Genomic DNA, 17,918 nt, shown 5'->3' on the forward strand with positions numbered 1-17,918 from the left:
CAATCCATAAATAATTCTCCGACTACCTAGCCGTAAATGGAGATCATCAACATCTTAAAATATGACACATACTAGCTTTTCCAAAACCAGAATCACAAAATCCCTCGTTTTCCTAATTCCGCTCTTACTAACGAGTTTGCTTGGTTTCTCGCAAACCAATAATACCCTATGGTACGATGCGCCTGCCGAGCAGTGGGTGGAGGCTCTTCCTATTGGTAACGGGAAAATAGGAGCTATGGTATTTGGTAAAGTGGACGACGAGATTATCCAGCTTAATGAAGGTTCGTTATGGTCTGGTGGGCCACGAAAGAATAATGTAAACCCAGATGCCTATCAGTATTTGCAACCGATTCGCGAAGCGCTGGCTGCAAAGAATTTTGAATTGGCAAATGACTTGACAAAAAAAATGCAAGGCCATTATTCTGAATCGTTTTTGCCGTTAGGCGATCTGCATATCAAACAACATTTTGCTGGTCATGGTGACGTGGAAGATTATGTTAGGAAATTGGATATAAGCAGAGCCATCTCCACCGTAAACTACAAGAAAGACGGTGTGCGTTACGAACGTGAGCTTTTTGTGTCTAATCCATCCAACGTGTTGGCGCTGCGTTTCAAATCCGACAAAGCAAAGATGTTGAATCTGCATTTCACCTTATCCAGTCAACTTAGAGGCGAAGCAACGGTTACCGATGGAAATACTATTTCCTACTCAGGAAAAGCGCCAGCAAGAGTCGATCCATCGTACTTTAATCAAGAAGGGCGAAATCCAATTGTATGGGAGGACACCAATGGATGTAATGGGATGCGTTTTAATAGCCTACTTCACATAGCATCTACAGATGGTAAAGTGACTAAAAATGAGGATGGCATACAGATCGCTGATGCATCGGAGGTAATCCTATATTTGACGGCTGCGACAAGTTTTAATGGATTTGATAAGTGTCCTGATCGTGATGGGAAAGATGAAAAAGCATTAACAGCTCAATATTTAAAAGATGCGTCAAAAATGCGTTATGAATCTCTAAAGCAAGCGCATATTCAAGATTACCGCAATCTTTATGATCGCTTAGCATTCAACTTGGTAGCGGACAAAACGAACGATAATTTAGCCAAAATTCCATCTGATGCGAGGTTGAAGCGGTATAGCGATGGAAATAAAGATCTGGAATTAGAAGCTTTCTTCCTGCAATATGGTCGTTATTTATTGATCTCCTCCTCAAGAGATGGAGGTACACCAGCGAATTTACAGGGTATATGGAACAAAGAATTGAGAGCACCATGGAGTTCCAATTTTACCATCAATATCAATACCCAGATGAATTATTGGCCTGCCGAAGTGGGTAATTTATCTGAGCTACATACGCCATTGCTGGAGTTTATAGAAGACCTGTCCGTAACTGGCAAACTAACAGCTCAGGAATATTACAAAACAAGAGGCTGGGTTGCACATCATAACTCTGATATCTGGGCCTTAAGTAATGCTGTCGGCAATGTCGGTGGCGGAGATCCGCTTTGGGCCAATTGGTACATGGGCGGCGCTTGGTTATCTAGGCACCTTTGGGAGCGATATGCATTTTCTATGGATAAAGATTTCTTAAAAAATCAGGCGTATCCTATTATGAAGGAGGCCGCATTATTTTGTGTAGACTGGATGATTGAGAAAGACGGTTTGCTGATGACCTCACCTTCCACTACGCCTGAAAATTTATTTATCTATGAAGGTAAGCGTGTTGCGGTTTCAGAAGGTACTACTATGGATATGGCTATCATTCGAGATTTATTCCGCAACGTAATTGCTGCTACCGAAATCTTAGCCGTGGATCAAGAGTTTAGAGATACACTTTCTAAGAAAATCGCCTTATTGTATCCTTACAAAATCGGTAGCAAAGGTCAGTTGTTAGAGTGGACTGAGGAATATGAAGAGGAAGATCCACATCACCGGCATTTGTCGCAATTATATGGTGTACATCCTGGTATTGATATTTCGCCGCTCACCACACCAGATTTAGCGGCTGCGGCTTCCAAGTCATTTGAACTTCGTGGCGATGAAGGAACGGGGTGGAGCAAAGCATGGAAAATCAATTTCGCAGCGCGACTATTGGAAGGGGATCATGCGCACAAAATGGTGCGCGAGATTCTTCATTATTGCGACCCAAATGATCAAGGAACCGGCGGCACATATCCTAACTTCTTTGATGCACATCCGCCGTTTCAAATTGATGGCAATTTTGGTGCTTCGGCAGGTATGATGGAAATGATTGTGCAAAGTCATTTGGGAGAAATACACCTGTTGCCTGCGCTACCTGCGGCTTGGAAATCTGGGAAGCTGAACGGCATTCGAGCACGAGGGAATTTTGAATTAGACCTCGTGTGGGCCAATGGCCAACTCGTTTCTGGTAAAGTAACCTCTTTGTCGGGAGAGTCGTGTACACTACGCACCACCACACCGATCAAGATCAAAGGCGCTAATGCCGTGATGCGCAAAGATCGAGATTACTATGTGTATGAATTTGCAACCGTTCCCAATAAAGTTTACCGCATTATAAAGAGTAAGCATTAGTATGCAATACCTGATATCTATGAAGGAATGTGAATATGATACTTGGTACTAGTATCACTTCACATGTTACTATTCAATAAACTAAATCCCTCTCGCAGCTCTTTTCTGAATAAGATGTGTGAGGGGGATTTTTTGCTTTGTCAATTCATTTTGTATCATCTATTATAATCCATGAATAGGTATTGGAATATAGATTCAAAAAGGTGCAAGTTTGCTTATTATTTTGTGATAAGAATTTTTCTATAGAAAAGCTACTAAGTTAGTTTACAGGTTGCTAAAACAATTTAATAAAAAAGGCGATACGGGGAGTATCGCCTATAATCACACTAACTATTAATAAAAACCCTATGGAACTAGGTGTTTTTCGAATCTAAAAGGCTAAACAATACGAGGTAAAACGCCAATGCATTATGCCTCAACTTTTCGTTTAGCGATAGATAAAGATAAATAGTATTGATAGATTATGCAATAGAATGGGAAAAAAAACGTTACAAAAGTATTTTTTTGTATTAATTTACTGAAAATCAGTTTATTAAATTTTTTATAAACGTTTTTTTTGGAGAAATTTATCTCTCCGCACAGTCAGAATGAGTGTCTAAGTATGCTTCCCATGCGACCTGATCTGTCTTAAATGTAAAAAGTTCTGCACGAGCTTGCGTCAGAGGAATCAGACGAAATATGATGTCCTTGTCCGGATTGTCAGCCGCAGGCATAGGAATCGGCGCAAACATGGGATGATCTATCGTTAAGTCTTTTCCAGATCTCGGTCTTATCAGATAGTAGATCGAGATGATTTGACTATCGTTGAAGGAAGATTTTTCAAAAAAATCAGTGGTATATAAGTGCTGGATCACCTCGATTTCTAGATTACATTCTTCCAAATATTCTCTTTTCAGCGCATCGATCAATCCTTCTCCGTACTCTAACCCACCACCTGGGAACTTCGTGAAGGCAAAGCTGCCGACTTGCTCATCGCTGATAAGCACCTCATTCTGCTGATTCACCAATATCCCGTATACCCTAACGTTGAATAAGAACATGCCTACTTTCTATTTTAGATTTGAATTATATCTGCTCAAATCCTGATTCTACACTCAATTCATCGACACCTGCGATAGAATAATGTCTCGGTAGGAACCAAGAGATGGTATTCATCACTTGTACATAGGCATCTTGCGTTGCCAACATTTTTGGCGTGATGTTAAAGATCAAATCTTGGGTCATGGTGCTATCATCATCGTAATTGCGAGCGATTAACATGACTTTGCCATTATTCATGCCAGAATAAGCTAAAAACTCTCTAATATGGGTGCGTGTCTGAGCAGGAAGGATTTCCTCTGATGGTTGTCCAACTAAAACTTTTTCGTCTTTTGGCAAGACGAAATCTTTGCCATGCTCCGAGAAAGCACTATCGTCAGTGTAAAACTCGTTACGAAGCTTCAAGTTGAGCAGGTCGCCGTGTGAGAATATCCAGTCGGGTTGATCTTTGTGTGCATTAATCACCAATCCAAAGCCATTGGACAAAATTCTGTCCAACTCATTTCTAATCACGAATGCTTTAAAATTTGTTTCTGGATCTACCGTGCGCGCATTCATATAAGCAAAGCTGTCATTCGCTACGGCTACCTCGGGCTCGGCCAATTGTAGATTGCACTCGTCGATATTATCCAGAAAATCTGCGACCCATTTCTGATTGCGACTCCTCAAAGGAATCTCTAAGAGATGTTGTAGATTGATTGTTTTTTCCAGGTTTCCCAATGAACCGGAAGAACTTTTATTAGCATCAAAAAAGTGAATCGTACTCATAGCGTTTAAAGATGCTAAAAGTAAGGAATCTTTGTTGGATTTCTGCTCAAGTATGTCAATATGACGGTTTTTTATTAGAAGAACGTGCAGAGAACGATATAAAATTTTACTATTTTTGTTAGAAACCATATTTAATAATGTCTAATACAAACGCGACCCACACCGTAGATTTTGATTCATCAAAGCTCAGTTTCGAAGAGTTTCGTGACCTGATAATTAGCGATTACCGACTGGCGGTAGAAAGCCGGCAGGTGAGCTTGTTAGGGCGTAAGGAAGTGCTGACGGGTAAAGCTAAGTTTGGCATTTTTGGAGATGGTAAAGAGTTGGCACAGATTGCACTATCTAAGGCTTTTAGAAATGGCGATTGGCGTTCGGGATATTACCGCGACCAGACCATGGCTATGGCATTAGGGTTCACCGATATCTATCAGTTTTTTAGTCAACTATATGCCACGCCAGATTTAGCTATTGAGCCGGCATCGGGCGGTCGGCAGATGAATTGTCACTTCTCGACACAGTTGTTGGATGCGGATGGCCAATGGTTGAATCAGACACAACAAAAAAATTCCGCATCGGATATTTCAACTACAGGTGGACAAATGGCTCGTGCGGTTGGTTTGGGATTAGCATCTACCTATTATCGGGATAATGAAGCGCTTCGCTATTTAAAATACTTCTCAGACAATGGTAATGAAGTCGTATTCTGCAATATTGGCAATGCTTCTACCTCAGAAGGAGTCTTTTGGGAAACAATCAATGCGATTGGTGTCAAGCAGTTGCCTTTAGTCGTTTCTATCTGGGATGATGGCTACGGTATTTCGGTGCCTAATGATGTGCAAACGACAAAATCGGACATTTCACAAATTCTCAAAGGATTTCAAACGGACGAACACGGAGTCGGTTTCGAAATTTTTAAAGTCTGTGGCTGGGATTATCCAGGCTTATGCGAGGTTTATAAAAAAGCCGCCGACCTGGCTCGCGAAAAACATAGACCTTGTATCGTGCATGTGTGTGAAATGACACAGCCTCAAGGGCATTCTACATCAGGATCGCATGAGCGGTATAAGACGGGCGATCGTTTGAAATGGGAAGAAGAGTACGATTGCAACCTGAAGATGCGCCATTGGATGTTGGAATCTGGGATTGCTGATGAAGAAACATTGGTATCCATTGAGCGCGAGAGTAAAGAAAAAGTACGCGCAGAGCAACGTCGTGCATGGACAGATTACCAACAGCTGTTGCAAGTAGATTTTGATCAGGCAGTTGCCTTGCTCAGTAATATTGATGATGAAAGGGTCGAAATGCCCTTAAAGACTTTGCAATCATTAACCGAGTATGCATTGCATGAAATATATGGTAATGTGCGTCGCGCACTGCGAGATTTGCGCGGTGACGCAGTAACGGGCAAAGAAGCTTTGTTAGATTGGTACAATCAGCAGCAAAAAATTAATCAAGATAGATACAATGATTTCCTGTTTTCCAATACGATTCATAGTCCATCACTAATAGAAAATATACAACCAGAATATGATGTAGAATCACCTGTCGTCGATGGCAGAGAGATTCTGAATGCTTGTTTTCGGGAGCATTTCGCTAAAGATGACAGACTCATCGCATTCGGGGAAGATGTAGGTAAGATAGGAGATGTGAATCAAGGATTTGCCGGCTTGCAAGAGCAATTTGGTGAAGCACGTATATTTGATACAGGCATTCGCGAGTCTACTATTATCGGCAAAGGAATAGGGTTGGCTATGCGTGGTCTTCGACCAATTGCAGAGATTCAATACTTGGATTATTTGATTTATGCGTTGCCTGTTTTGAGCGACGATTTGGCTAGCTTAAGCTATCGTACCAAAGGAAGACAAAAAGCGCCATTAATTATCCGCACGCGTGGTCATCGCTTAGAAGGCGTATGGCACTCAGGTTCGCCCATGTCTGTTTTACTAGGTGCACTGCGCGGTATTCATCTTTGTGTACCACGCAACATGACTCAAGCAGCAGGTATGTACAATATGTTACTAAAATCAGATGAGCCAGCTTTGGTGGTAGAATGTCTGAACGGGTATCGTTTAAAGGAGAAAATGCCACAAAATGTGAGCGATTTTACAGTTCCTCTGGGCGTCGCAGAAATTGTACGCGAAGGCCAAGATATCACAGTGGTGTCTTATGGCTCGACTTTACGTGTAGTACAAGAGGCAGCATTAGAATTAGAAAAACTAGGAATCTCGCTAGAGATTGTTGATGCACAGTATTTGATGCCTTTTGATCGCGAGAAAATCTGTGCGACCTCCCTGCAAAAAACTAATAAATTGTTGGTGGTAGATGAAGATTTTCCAGGCGGTGCTTCTGCGTATTTGCTTAGCCAGATTCTGGAAGATCAGCAAGGTTATTACTTGCTAGATAGTCAACCTCGCACCTTGACGGCCAAAGCTCATCGTCCACCTTATGGTTCGGATGGTGATTATTTTACCAAGCCTTCGGTAGATGATGTCATCGAAACAGTCTATGCGATGATCAGTGAAACAAATCCACAAAAATATCCGGCTATCTATTAGCGCTCGGATGTTTTTGTATACTAAGAAATAGAAAGTAAGAAGGCAGTCGAATGACTGCCCTTTTTTATGTGTTTTGTCACGCTTTGCTCACCGCCGCTTTAGACTGCGGTACGTTGAAGAGGGAAGCAGCACCAATGATCGCGGCATGCTCTTGATATTTGCCTAGTTCGATATTATAAGCCGAAAGTGCAGCTTTTTTGCCAATGCAAATCTTATCCCAAGCTTTGGTGATATTACCGCCAATGATGAAATTGATGGCTTCATGTTTTTCACTGAAATAAGCTAGGAAGTCCAACAAATGCTGTACATATTCATCCAGTAAAGTGGTCGTTTCAGGAAGTGTACCATGTTGTTCCAGAATTTCCTTCAGACCCGGCTTCACGATACCTGTAAGCTCTTTAAAGCGTTTGGTAAACCACCTGGTTACTAAGAATTCTTCGAAGATCGTATCGCGAAAAGGTGCTTCCCACAGAGCAGCATCAAATGCTTTTTCGCCTTTGCTCCACACGGCGCTACCTAATCCTGTGCCGAGCGTAATACCTAAAATCCGATCTTTATGCTCCAGACCTTGCGCAAAGATTTCACCTTGCAAAAACGCCGCTGCATCGTTGATGTACGAGATTTTCTGGATTGGCAATCCTGCTAAATTATCTATGATCGGCCGAGTAACCACCATTTGATAAAGGCTATCATATTTGGTCTGTCCTATCATCAAAGCGCGGCCTTCTTCGTAATCAAAAGGGCCTGGCATCGCGATTCCAATCTCTCGAATTTCCTTCTTGCTGCTCGCAATGCAAGCACGCATGCAATCTGTCCAATTCCGTAAAATCGATTTAGCATCTGAGGAAGAATCGACGTGCTGACGCGTGATCGTATCCTCCAGAATAATCCAGTTATCCGTATCTACAATAGCAGCAGTTATATGCGTTCCGCCGATGTCACAGGCTAGAACAAAGCGATTATCGCGCATTAGATTGATATTTTAATAAATGATCGGCAATTACCAAGGCAGCCATCGCTTCTACGATAATCACCGCGCGTGGTACCACACATGGATCATGTCGGCCTTTGCCGGATATGGTTGTTTCGCTACCACTTTCGTCGATAGTGGCTTGGTCACGCATAATCGTGGCCACGGGTTTAAAAGCAGTGCGAAAAGTAATGTCCATCCCATTGGATAAACCACCTTGTATGCCGCCCGAAAAATTCGTTTTGGTGCGCGTTGCTTTGCCTTCTTCGGCAATAAAAATATCATTGTGCTCCGAACCCAGCATTTCCGAACCGGCAAATCCAGATCCATATTCAAATCCATGCACCGCATTGATACTGAGCATAGCTTTGCCCAAATCGGCATGTAGCTTGTCGAACACCGGTTCGCCCAAGCCTACTGGTAATCCGCGAATTACGGTAGATATTCTTCCGCCGACAGTATCACCATTTTTGCGAATTTGATCAATGAATTCGATCATTTCTGCGGCCGTTGCCGGATCAGCACATCGTACGATGTTGCTCTCACGCAGGCTGACTAATTCCGTCAGATCAGATACATCTAGGTTTGGTGCTTCCAATTGGCCTACACCAGAAACGTGGGCAAAGATTTCAATGCCATGTTGCTTTAAAAATAGTTTGGCAATGGCTCCGGCGGCTACGCGAGCAGCTGTTTCGCGGGCTGAAGAACGGCCACCACCACGATAATCGCGAATGCCGTACTTCATTTGATAAGTATAATCCGCGTGCGAAGGGCGGAACTTATCTTTTATGTGCGAATAATCTTTGGAACGCTGATCTTCGTTAGGAATATTGATCGCAATAGGAGTGCCCGTAGATTTTCCTTCGAATACACCCGACAAGATCTGTGCAATATCACTTTCCTTTCGTTGTGTCGTGATTTTGGATTGTCCCGGTTTGCGTTTGTCCAACTCCGACTGAATGAAATCTTCATCAATATCAATCTGCGACGGACATCCGTCTATAATTACGCCAATAGCTTTCCCGTGAGATTCACCATATGTCGTGATACGGAACAGATCGCCAAAAGAATTTCCTGCCATAGTTAAGTTTAGGTTGTAAATATATTAATTCGGCATCAAAAATATAACTTTTGATGCCGAATTATTTATAAGGATGTGGTAGTAATCTTCGGAAGGATTACGAAACTAAGTTGAATTGCTGATCTTGTAAGTGCTGCCAAAAGTCTGGATAAGACTTATTGACTACGGCTGGCTCTTCTACCGTAACTAGCGGGAAATGAAGGGCAAGAGGAGCAAAGGCCATTGCCATACGGTGGTCTTCGTATGTCGCGATCACCAACTCTTGAGGTACAAAATAGCCTTCCGTATCTAATGTGTAGATCTCCTTGTCTTCGTGCAATTTACAACCGAATTTTCCAATTTCGTTCTGCAAAGCGGCGATACGATCTGTTTCTTTGATCTTCAAGGTTTCTAGTCCAGTGAAAGTAGTCGGGATTCGTAGTGCTGCTGCAATGACGACAATAGTCTGTGCCAAATCCGGACATTCTTTTAAATCAAGGAAAACCGGATCGCCAGTCAACGTACCTTTTTGCAGTGTAATGCCACCTTCTTCAAACGTGGTATGCACGCCAAAATGTGTCATGATATTAGCAATGGCAATATCTCCTTGCAAACTGTTCTTCTTCAAACCGGGTAGGAAAAGAGAGCCTTCCTTTGCCAGAGCGACCATAGCATACCAGTAAGAAGCAGCGCTCCAATCAGGCTCTACATAGAGTGTAGCGGTGCCAAATGATTGCGCTGGAATACTAATCGTTTGCTCATTCCATTGGTATTCAATGCCAGATTCGCGTAGCATATCTAGTGTCATACTCACATATGGTTTGGAAGTGAGCTCACCTTCGATTTGAAGATTCAATCCTTTTGGTAGTGCAGCTGCGATAAGCAACAACGAGGAAATGTATTGACTACTAATGTCGCCGGGAATCGATACCTTCGTTGCCGTCTGCTCAAATGGCCCGTCGATATGTAGTGGTGGATAACCTTCTTTTGCTGCGTAGCTGATTGTAGCGCCGATAGTGTGCAAAGCATCTACCAATAGCTTGATTGGGCGTTCTTGCATACGCGCGCTGCCCGTGAGTTCAAATGATCCTGCGGATAAACTCAAGAAAGAAGTCAGGAATCGCATCGCAGTACCAGCAGGCCCAATGTCAATCTTTGTACGATTGCCTGTAGCATTTGAATCGCTCGCGATAGCAAGTGCTTCGCCCATCGTGACGGTGTCGGCTGCTTCCGAAAGATTAGCCACGCTAACGCTACCTTGGCTAAGGGCTTGAATGATAAGGGCGCGGTTGCTCTCGGATTTTGAACCCGTGAGCACTACCGTTCCACTTATATTCTTGTTAGCATGTGATAAGGAGACTTTTTGGAGGTCGCTCATTACGCTTCTGCAATCGTTTTGCTGTTCATTACCTCATTCTGCTTGCGAATCGATTCGTTGTGCAACAACTCTAAATATTTCACTGCGAAGTCTTCACCGATGTTCAATGCTTTGGCTAATTGTACACGTTTTTGTACGATCTCGTCCCAACGGTTTACTTGTAAAATGGTCACGTTGTTATCGCGTTTGTACTCACCGATTTTTTCTGCGATTTTCATACGATCACCAATCATTTTGATGATATCATTGTCCAGTTTGTCGATGTTTTGGCGCAATTCTGATAGCTTGTCCTCGAATGCAGGATTGTTAGATTCTGCTTGGCGCACCGCAATATTGCTCAACATATCTGCCAATGCTCCAGGAGTCAACTGTTGTTTAGCATCTGTCCAAGCTACCGCCGGATCAATGTGTGATTCGATGATTAAACCTTGCATATCCATATCCAACGCTTTTTGAGAGATATATGGTAACAATTCGCGATTACCACAGATATGACTTGGATCGTTGATGATCGGCAATTCTGGTGCGATGGTTTTCAATTGGATCGCAATATCCCACATCGGCTCGTTGCGGAAAGCGGTTTTCTCGAAAGATGAGAATCCACGGTGAATAGCGGCTAATTTTTTAATGCCGGCGCGGTTTACACGCTCCAAAGCACCGATCCACAAAGATAGATCTGGGTTTACTGGGTTTTTGACAATCACTGGAACATCTACTCCTTGCAATGCATCGGCAATTTCTTGTACCGTAAATGGGTTTGCAGTGGAACGCGCGCCAATCCACAATACATCTACACCTGCTGCCAAAGCTTCTTCCACATGTTTTGCGGTCGCTACTTCCGTTGCGGTAGGCAATCCGGTTTCCGCTTTCGCTCTTTTCAACCACTCTAATCCAACGCTTCCGATTCCTTCAAATTCTCCTGGACGAGTACGTGGTTTCCAGATTCCGGCGCGTAATACGTGTACTTTGCCTGTGTTAGCCAATAAATGAGCTGTAGATACTACTTGTTCTTCGGTCTCAGCACTACAAGGTCCTGCAATTACCAATGGCTTGTCGCCTGTATCGATCCAAGAACTTAATGGCAAGATGTCTAATGAATGTTTCATTGTATATATGTTTTTATTTTTTTCTGATAAATGATTTAAACGCGCTCGTTTTTGATGTATTCGCCCATGATGTTGAAGTTCACGGAGTGCTTTAATGCTTTTCGGATCGCAGCGTCATAATCCGACTGTTTCTTCCATTCTACATCCACATAGAAGTCGTACTCATTGCGTTTACCGACGACCGGCATGGATTGGATCTTGCTTAGATTCACATTTTGCTCCGCAAAGCACTGCAAGACGATGGCGAGTGATCCTACAGTATTTCCTGTCTGAAAACATAGTGAAGCTTTGTTCGCATTCTTCTGTTCTACCACGTCGTTAGAAAGAATTAGAAAACGTGTCGCATTCTTTTTGTTGGTCTCTATGCGTCTTTCGATAATGTCTAGTCCGTATATCTTTGCGGCAGCCTCACCAGCAATTGCGGCCGTGTTGGCTAGCTTTTCAGAAACGATATTTTGTGCACTAGAGGCTGTGTCCATACCTTCTTTTACGATCCACTCCGGATGTTCGCTCAAAAATTCGTCGCATTGACGAATGGCGATCGGGTGTGATTCTACAAATTTGATGTCGGTCAACTTAGTGCCTGGTAGTGCCAACAAGTGTTGCTGAATATGCAGGTGAACTTCTCCTATGATATGAAAGCGATAATCGCGCAAGAGGTTGTAGTTTGGTAGGATGCTTCCAGCAATGGAGTTTTCAATGGCCATCACAACATAGTCCGCTCTGCCTTGCTTCAACAATTCACACGTCCTTTTGAAGGATTCACATTCCAATGTTTCAATATCATTGCCAAAGTATTTATAAGCGGCCTCTTCGTGAAAAGAGCCTTTTACGCCTTGTATCGCAATCTTTAATTTTTCTGATTCCATGTGGATTTTGTCAAAAAAAAGAGGCCCCGTGTTGCTTCGGGACCTCTGTTTACTTTTATAGTATGTACACAATAGTATCCCTTTATTATTCGTGATAATAAAAAAAGCTAAAATACGGTTGTGTATAAAATCTGTTCATTTGTCTCGTTCTGTTTCCAAAAGTAATGCAAAAATTGATAATTGCAAAATAATTTAAAATTTTTATCCTAATTGACGTCTATTTATAAACTTTTTTTACGCTTTTTTTGATCAAAAATTATGTGTTTTTATTCATAAATTTATACGTTGAATTTTCACTAAAATTTCGATTTATGGTTTTTTAATGTTGATTTAATGATTATAAAGCACGTTTTGGCGATTTATGAGTGTTTATTTTTGTGTTTAAAATATAGGTTTTTCGACTATGAAAATAAGGTGAAATATTATGATATTTTCGAGCATTTTTTTTTGTTTTATCTATTTGATTTGTTCTTGATTTTTTAGCATTTTTTCAGATGTTGCTAGTTCAACGTTTAGATTTTGTTTCCTAATTTTGCGCTAACATGCATTTTGTGCTTATAAGTATATGCTGTTCGGTAGCCGTAGCAGTTTTATTGAAATACGCTAGACAGACTGGTGTAGATACTTGGCAAATGATTGTCTGGAATTATCCGGTAGCATTAGTTTTGACCTATTTTATATTCCAACCCGATCTTACTAAGGTGACTTGGTCTGCGCTTCCTTGGCGTATTTATCTGCCTATTACTGTATTGTTGCCGGGTTTGTTTATGTTGTTGTCCTATTCGCTGCGGTATGCTGGCTTGGTGCAGACCGAGGTGGCGCAACGGTTGTCGTTGGTCTTATCTTTATTAGCGGCAGCTTTTCTTTTTGGAGAAGTGTTTAGCGCATGGCGTATCGCTGGTATTCTCGTCGGTTTTTTGGCTATTGCTTTTCTGATCGGCTGGCGCAAAGGCGTGAGTCAGAGTCAAGGTTCGCGCTATTTACTTTTTCCGCTCTTAGTATTTGTTGGTTACGGAGCGATAGATGTGCTATTTAAAACGGTGGCGCTTGAAGTACATGTGCCATATACCACTTCTCTGTTGTTGATCTTCACGGGTGCTTTTATATTGGCTTTCACCTGTTTTATAGTGCAATGTGTTTTTAAAAAGCTACATTTTTCAACCAAATCTATGTATTGGGGGGGTATGTTAGGTGCTTTGAATTTTGGGAATATCTTATTTTATATGCGCGCGCACCAAGCACTTGTTGAGAATCCTTCTGTCGTATTTGCTGGTATGAATATCGGGGTAATTGGCGTAGGAGCTTTGCTTGGGGTATTGCTTTTCAAAGAAAAGTTGTCTCGGGTGAATGTTTTCGGAATAGCCTTGGCCATTATCGCCGTGTTGATGATAGCATATTTTTGACTTAGACCATTTGTATTCATTAATAAGACTATAGGAAAAGTACTGTGGCTTGTGTCTTTAGCGTAATTTTAGTTTTGTCCTGCGTAAAAAAAGTGAGCGTTAAAGCCGTTATAGCTTTAACGCGTTTCAGGATAATAAGAAGATATGAAAGCCTTAAGTTCAATGTTGAATATGATCCCCTGTGACTCCTATAATTTATCTGCTAATTTGTTGCGCTGCACCCTTGTGGGATTTGGTTTTAGTAGCACGAAGGGTTCGCCAGTTTTTAAAAATTCTAAAGGTTTGCTTGGTCTATAAACTGCGAGTGGTAAATCTCCAGCTTGGAAGAAGGCTGGGTCTTCAAGGGATTTGTAATTAGAACCTACAAAAAATTTTGATGCTTCGGTATCTTTTTTCGCTACAAAAAGTATCCATGCAACGCTAATTCCAGCATAATCATTGCGTGCCAACTCTAAAGTTGGCGTTAAGTGATTGGAATTTTTGGTGGATATGTACCAAGCTGGTGCATTCGTAATCTTCTGGTACTGATTTTTGAGCGGGAATGTGGTAGGTGGGACGAGTACGTCGTATTGGCCAGTTAGTATAAGTGTTGGTATATTTACATTATTACCGCTGGCAGCAAAGCTAGCCTGTAATGGAAATGATCCAATGATCTTGATAGCGGGATCAATAGATTGTATTATTTTCTCTGTTTTGGATGTTATCAATATCGCGCCCGATCCTCCAGCGGAGTGTCCTGATACCAAAATTTTTGATAAATCGATTTTGTTGTAAAGTGGTGATTGAGGGTCGCTGTTCTGAGTCACAATTTCTAAAAGACCGGTAACATGCAGAGAGGGACTAAAATTGATGAAATTATTACTGTTTACGACAATAAATCCGTAGCTCGTCCATAGTCTGATTAATGCATCATAATTTCCTTGGTTAGATAATAGCCCGCCCACAAAACTAATGACCGGTACTTTATCTAATGATTGGATATTTGAAGGATAAAATACTTCTGTTACTCTGCTATCCTCGAAACCGTATGGAAATGAAGGGCTGCATCTCACGCCGGGGTCTACAAAGTTTAAGGCACCCAGTATTTTTTGCAAAGTTCCGGCTAGTCCTGAACAATCTAAGCGCGTGCCAGTCGTGGATACTTGGTGCGGTCCTGGTTTGCTGTATATGCTGTTTGCTAATCCGAATGCTGGCTCAAATTTAGTTATGAGTCCACTTTTAGAATTGTTGTTAATTGATTCTGTGATTTCCGTTGGTTCAATAATTTCTTTTTTATCGCAAGAAGAAAAGAATATCATTAGATGAATGAATATAATGCTTAGATATTTCATAATTCACTGGTTTAAGATTGTGCTACATTTTGTTGCTGATCAGATTTGTTTTGTGCGGCAAGAGATGGTAGCTCGTTAGCAATTGTTTACTTTGTTGAATTCATCTTAAAGAAGTTCTAGGCGTTTCAAATTATGAATAGTGTCATAGGAACAGGTTATTTAATGAGTTGTCAACGAATGCTATTTGCTGCTAGGTTGCGTTTAACACTATACGTTTTTGGAACAAGATCTAATTTGTTTGCTGGCTGAAGGATAAATTGTTCATCTTGTTGCAATCTATAGTCTGATCCCACAAAATACGCTTTCGCTGCAGGGTCATTCTTCCCATGGTAGAGAAGCCATGCTGTTGTGATTCCTGCATATTCGTTCTTTTCTATACTTCTAACAGGGCTAAAATGAGATGCTTTTCTAGCTGTAGCAAACCAAGCAGGCTGAATAAGTGGATGTAAATTATAATAATTTAATGTGGCAAATCTACCATTGACTTCGTCATTTTCAGCAGCCAAATATAGGGTTGGAGTTCTCACTACTATAGAGCTCGATGTAAGGATAGAAGGCTGGATAGGAAGGGCGGCTATTATTTGAATGCGTTTGTCAATTTGTTGAAAAATGGCTGGTGGGTATGATGATACTGTGATCGCGGCTCCTGCTCCAGCAGAATGCCCTACAATAATCATTTTTGATAAATCTACTCTATCTTGCAAGTCGGATCCCGGCTTCTTGTCTTCAATTGAAACTTGAATCGCACCGATGGTATGCATTAAGGGTGTTAAGTTTATGAAATCATTGCTGTTAACAACAATAAATCCATGGCTTGCCCATAATTGTGCGTAAGTATCGTAGTTGCCTAGATTTGATAGAATTCCTCCGACCAGATTGACAACAGGTAATCTATTCAACTCTCTAATATTGCTAGGATACCAGACTTCTGTTGCAATTGGAAAGTCTGATCCCGCAGGAAATTGTGGATTACATTTGATGTCTGGGGCTATGATGCCAGTTTTTGAAGCGAAACGGTATAGTAGTCCGCTTATTAATTTGCAATCTCCTCGAACAGCATTTGTTTTGACAGCGTAAGGTCCTGTTTTGGCATACTCATTATTTGCTATCCCTATAGCCGGGTTTCCGCCGAATAAAGATGATAGGCTCGCGGCAGTTGCTGTTTCTGTCGTTTTTGTTAATAACTCTTGGTCTTTAGAACACGAAATGATGAAGAGTGCCAAAGATAATGCGATTAAAGCTTTCATAATAGATAAATTATAATAGAGTTAAACTTTTATTGTTTTGTGTTCGGTTGTCACTATATCTATTGAGTGTATTTGCAATATTTAATGGTGTCTTGCTGATATTTAGAATGAGTTTTTTAACCCTGAATTTGTGTTTCGCCGAATTTTTGGTTTAAAATGGTATTTTGGTTAATCATTTTCTTACACAATGTTAATTATATATTTTTTTGTTTTATGAAATATTTTTTAATTAACTATTGTTTGTGTCTTCCGCATTGTTTTTTTATATGCTTTAGACTGTTTTTTTACTTATATTAAAATATTTATTTGTAACAATTTAAATTTTCTATTATAGATTTATGTAGATTAGTTCTAGTCTGTTTGTGTGCGTATTCTATGCTTTTTTAGCTTTCACTAGTTGGAGTTTAATGTACCAGTGCATTTAAAAAAGTACCTGCTTTTTTAAATGCACTGGTAATAGCTGTTGAAATTTTTAGATGAAAAAAGATAATGTTTTGATTTTGAGCAATAGTGTCATGATTTTTATGTCAGCAATGGACGGGTTTTTTCGAAGAGCTATAGTTTATCTGCTTTTTTGTTTCGCTGTACTGCTAGTGGGTTTAAAATGCCTTGGATAAACTGAGGGTCAGAAGATAATAGGTAGTCAGACCCAAGGAAGTATCTTGATGCGGTTGAGTCGTTTTGTCCTCTGTACAGCATCCACGCAACGGATATTCCTGCAAATTCGTTTCTTTTTAAATCAAGTGTTGGGCTAAAATGAGTTGCATATCTCGCTGTTGCTATCCAAGAGGGTACATGATTGATGAGATTAGATTGCCATAAAATTGGCCATCCTAATGGTGATACAATTAGGTCAAGTTCGCCAGTGGTAATGAATGTTGGGTATTTTACGGTAATGCCGAGTGCTAAAGGGCCTGGCTGAATGGGAAATGACCCTATTATTCTAATTCTTGGGTCAATAATATTAAGTGTTTTTTGAGAAAGGCTAGATAGTAGTATACTTGCTCCTCCTCCAGCGGAATGACCTGCGATAAGCATTTTCGATAAATCAATTTTTTTGTAAAGCGGTGATTTGGGGTTGTCATTTAGTTTCGCAGCTTCTATTGCGCCATAAATGTGCATAGTAGGTGCTGTATTAATGAAATTGTTGGAGTTGATGACTACAAAACCATAACTAGTCCATAATTTTATCAAAGCATCATAGTGTCCTTGGTTGGATAAAATCCCTCCAACAAAGTTGATGACAGGTAATTTTTCTAAATTTTGAATATCGGCGGGATAGAATACTTCGGTAGAGAAGTTTTGTTCAAAACCGTAAGGAAATGCGGGGCTACAACGAATTTCTGGATCTAAAAGCTTAATCGCGGCAAGAACTTTGGACGCTATTCCGAATAATTGCCTACAATCTCCTCTTACGGCATTTGTCGCGACTTCATAAGGGCCTGGCTTTCCGTATTGATTATTAGCAGTGCCGAAAGCTGACGATATTGCAGAGGCTTTCGTATAATCATTTGTCGAATTAATTGGATTTAAATCTTCGCTTTTATTGCAAGAAATAAAAATTAGTAATAGTAATAGTGTTAATTTTGAAGCTTTCATAGTTAATTATTTTTAAGTTTTTTTTGTTGTTATT

At 40.9% G+C, this 17,918-nt stretch carries 13 protein-coding genes; 3 read left to right on the top strand and 10 right to left on the bottom strand.

Going from position 1 to position 17,918, the window contains the following annotated elements; translation table 11 throughout:
* Positions 1-61 precede the first annotated feature (61 nt).
* Positions 62-2,560 carry a glycoside hydrolase family 95 protein gene (locus DC487_RS02670; RefSeq protein WP_116774396.1) on the top strand — a complete coding sequence of 833 codons (2,499 nt, stop codon included), beginning with the start codon at positions 62-64 and terminating at the stop codon, positions 2,558-2,560.
* 566 nt (positions 2,561-3,126) lie between these two features.
* Here the strand turns inward: DC487_RS02670 and DC487_RS02675 are convergent.
* Together DC487_RS02675 and DC487_RS02680 are read right to left on the bottom strand one after the other, a co-directional pair.
* A complete protein-coding gene (locus DC487_RS02675; RefSeq protein WP_116774397.1) occupies positions 3,127-3,600 on the bottom strand; it encodes an NUDIX domain-containing protein in 474 nt (157 codons plus the stop codon).
* Positions 3,601-3,625: 25 nt separating this feature from the next.
* Positions 3,626-4,366, bottom strand: a complete 741-nt coding sequence (locus DC487_RS02680) for a DUF7408 domain-containing protein (protein ID WP_116775014.1) — start codon at positions 4,364-4,366, stop codon at positions 3,626-3,628.
* Positions 4,367-4,503: 137 nt separating this feature from the next.
* Between DC487_RS02680 and DC487_RS02685 the strand changes: the two genes are divergently transcribed.
* Positions 4,504-6,921, top strand: a complete 2,418-nt coding sequence (locus DC487_RS02685) for an alpha-ketoacid dehydrogenase subunit alpha/beta (protein WP_116774398.1) — start codon at positions 4,504-4,506, stop codon at positions 6,919-6,921.
* Between the two features lie 76 nt (positions 6,922-6,997).
* Here DC487_RS02685 and DC487_RS02690 read toward each other — a convergent pair whose 3' ends face one another.
* The 5 genes from DC487_RS02690 to DC487_RS02710 form a co-directional block, all read right to left on the bottom strand.
* Positions 6,998-7,891, bottom strand: a complete 894-nt coding sequence (locus DC487_RS02690; RefSeq protein ID WP_116774399.1) for an ROK family protein — start codon at positions 7,889-7,891, stop codon at positions 6,998-7,000.
* Positions 7,881-8,972, bottom strand: a complete 1,092-nt coding sequence (gene aroC / locus DC487_RS02695; protein WP_116774400.1) for a chorismate synthase — start codon at positions 8,970-8,972, stop codon at positions 7,881-7,883. Before aroC ends, DC487_RS02690 begins: the two co-directional genes overlap by 11 nt.
* Before the next feature lie 97 nt (positions 8,973-9,069).
* Positions 9,070-10,329, bottom strand: a complete 1,260-nt coding sequence (gene aroA, locus DC487_RS02700; RefSeq protein ID WP_116774401.1) for a 3-phosphoshikimate 1-carboxyvinyltransferase — start codon at positions 10,327-10,329, stop codon at positions 9,070-9,072.
* Positions 10,329-11,435, bottom strand: a complete 1,107-nt coding sequence (locus tag DC487_RS02705) for a chorismate mutase (protein ID WP_116774402.1) — start codon at positions 11,433-11,435, stop codon at positions 10,329-10,331. The genes aroA and DC487_RS02705 overlap by 1 nt, the downstream gene beginning before the upstream one ends.
* A gap of 35 nt (positions 11,436-11,470) precedes the next feature.
* On the bottom strand, positions 11,471-12,304 hold the full coding sequence (locus DC487_RS02710) for a prephenate dehydratase (protein WP_116774403.1): 834 nt from the start codon (positions 12,302-12,304) through the stop codon (positions 11,471-11,473).
* A gap of 551 nt (positions 12,305-12,855) precedes the next feature.
* On the opposite strand from DC487_RS02710, the gene DC487_RS02715 reads away from it, so the two are divergent.
* Positions 12,856-13,707 (top strand): EamA family transporter, encoded by an 852-nt coding sequence (locus DC487_RS02715; protein WP_165799003.1) that lies wholly within the window; start codon positions 12,856-12,858, stop codon positions 13,705-13,707.
* A 188-nt stretch (positions 13,708-13,895) separates the two neighbouring features.
* Here DC487_RS02715 and DC487_RS02720 read toward each other — a convergent pair whose 3' ends face one another.
* From DC487_RS02720 to DC487_RS02730, 3 genes are all read right to left on the bottom strand, one after another.
* Positions 13,896-15,038, bottom strand: coding sequence for a poly(ethylene terephthalate) hydrolase family protein (locus tag DC487_RS02720; protein ID WP_116774405.1), 1,143 nt, complete (start codon positions 15,036-15,038; stop codon positions 13,896-13,898).
* A gap of 170 nt (positions 15,039-15,208) precedes the next feature.
* A complete protein-coding gene (locus tag DC487_RS02725; RefSeq protein WP_116774406.1) occupies positions 15,209-16,285 on the bottom strand; it encodes a poly(ethylene terephthalate) hydrolase family protein in 1,077 nt (358 codons plus the stop codon).
* Positions 16,286-16,840: 555 nt separating this feature from the next.
* Positions 16,841-17,884, bottom strand: coding sequence for a poly(ethylene terephthalate) hydrolase family protein (locus DC487_RS02730; RefSeq protein ID WP_116774407.1), 1,044 nt, complete (start codon positions 17,882-17,884; stop codon positions 16,841-16,843).
* Positions 17,885-17,918 lie beyond the last annotated feature (34 nt).

It is taken from the genome of Sphingobacterium corticibacter (genome assembly GCF_003076635.1).
In the GTDB taxonomy this organism is placed as follows: Bacteria; Bacteroidota; Bacteroidia; order Sphingobacteriales; family Sphingobacteriaceae; genus Sphingobacterium; species Sphingobacterium corticibacter.

Bases quoted from the DNA above. Each gene is read 5' to 3' on its own strand.
- DC487_RS02670 (WP_116774396.1), top strand. From the start codon at position 62: ATGACACATACTAGCTTTTCCAAAACCAGAATCACAAAATCCCTCGTT.
- DC487_RS02675 (WP_116774397.1), bottom strand. From the start codon at position 3,600: ATGTTCTTATTCAACGTTAGGGTATACGGGATATTGGTGAATCAGCAG.
- DC487_RS02680 (WP_116775014.1), bottom strand. From the start codon at position 4,366: ATGAGTACGATTCACTTTTTTGATGCTAATAAAAGTTCTTCCGGTTCA.
- DC487_RS02685 (WP_116774398.1), top strand. From the start codon at position 4,504: ATGTCTAATACAAACGCGACCCACACCGTAGATTTTGATTCATCAAAG.
- DC487_RS02690 (WP_116774399.1), bottom strand. From the start codon at position 7,891: ATGCGCGATAATCGCTTTGTTCTAGCCTGTGACATCGGCGGAACGCAT.
- aroC (WP_116774400.1), bottom strand. From the start codon at position 8,972: ATGGCAGGAAATTCTTTTGGCGATCTGTTCCGTATCACGACATATGGT.
- aroA (WP_116774401.1), bottom strand. From the start codon at position 10,329: ATGAGCGACCTCCAAAAAGTCTCCTTATCACATGCTAACAAGAATATA.
- DC487_RS02705 (WP_116774402.1), bottom strand. From the start codon at position 11,435: ATGAAACATTCATTAGACATCTTGCCATTAAGTTCTTGGATCGATACA.
- DC487_RS02710 (WP_116774403.1), bottom strand. From the start codon at position 12,304: ATGGAATCAGAAAAATTAAAGATTGCGATACAAGGCGTAAAAGGCTCT.
- DC487_RS02720 (WP_116774405.1), bottom strand. From the start codon at position 15,038: ATGAAATATCTAAGCATTATATTCATTCATCTAATGATATTCTTTTCT.
- DC487_RS02725 (WP_116774406.1), bottom strand. From the start codon at position 16,285: ATGAAAGCTTTAATCGCATTATCTTTGGCACTCTTCATCATTTCGTGT.
- DC487_RS02730 (WP_116774407.1), bottom strand. From the start codon at position 17,884: ATGAAAGCTTCAAAATTAACACTATTACTATTACTAATTTTTATTTCT.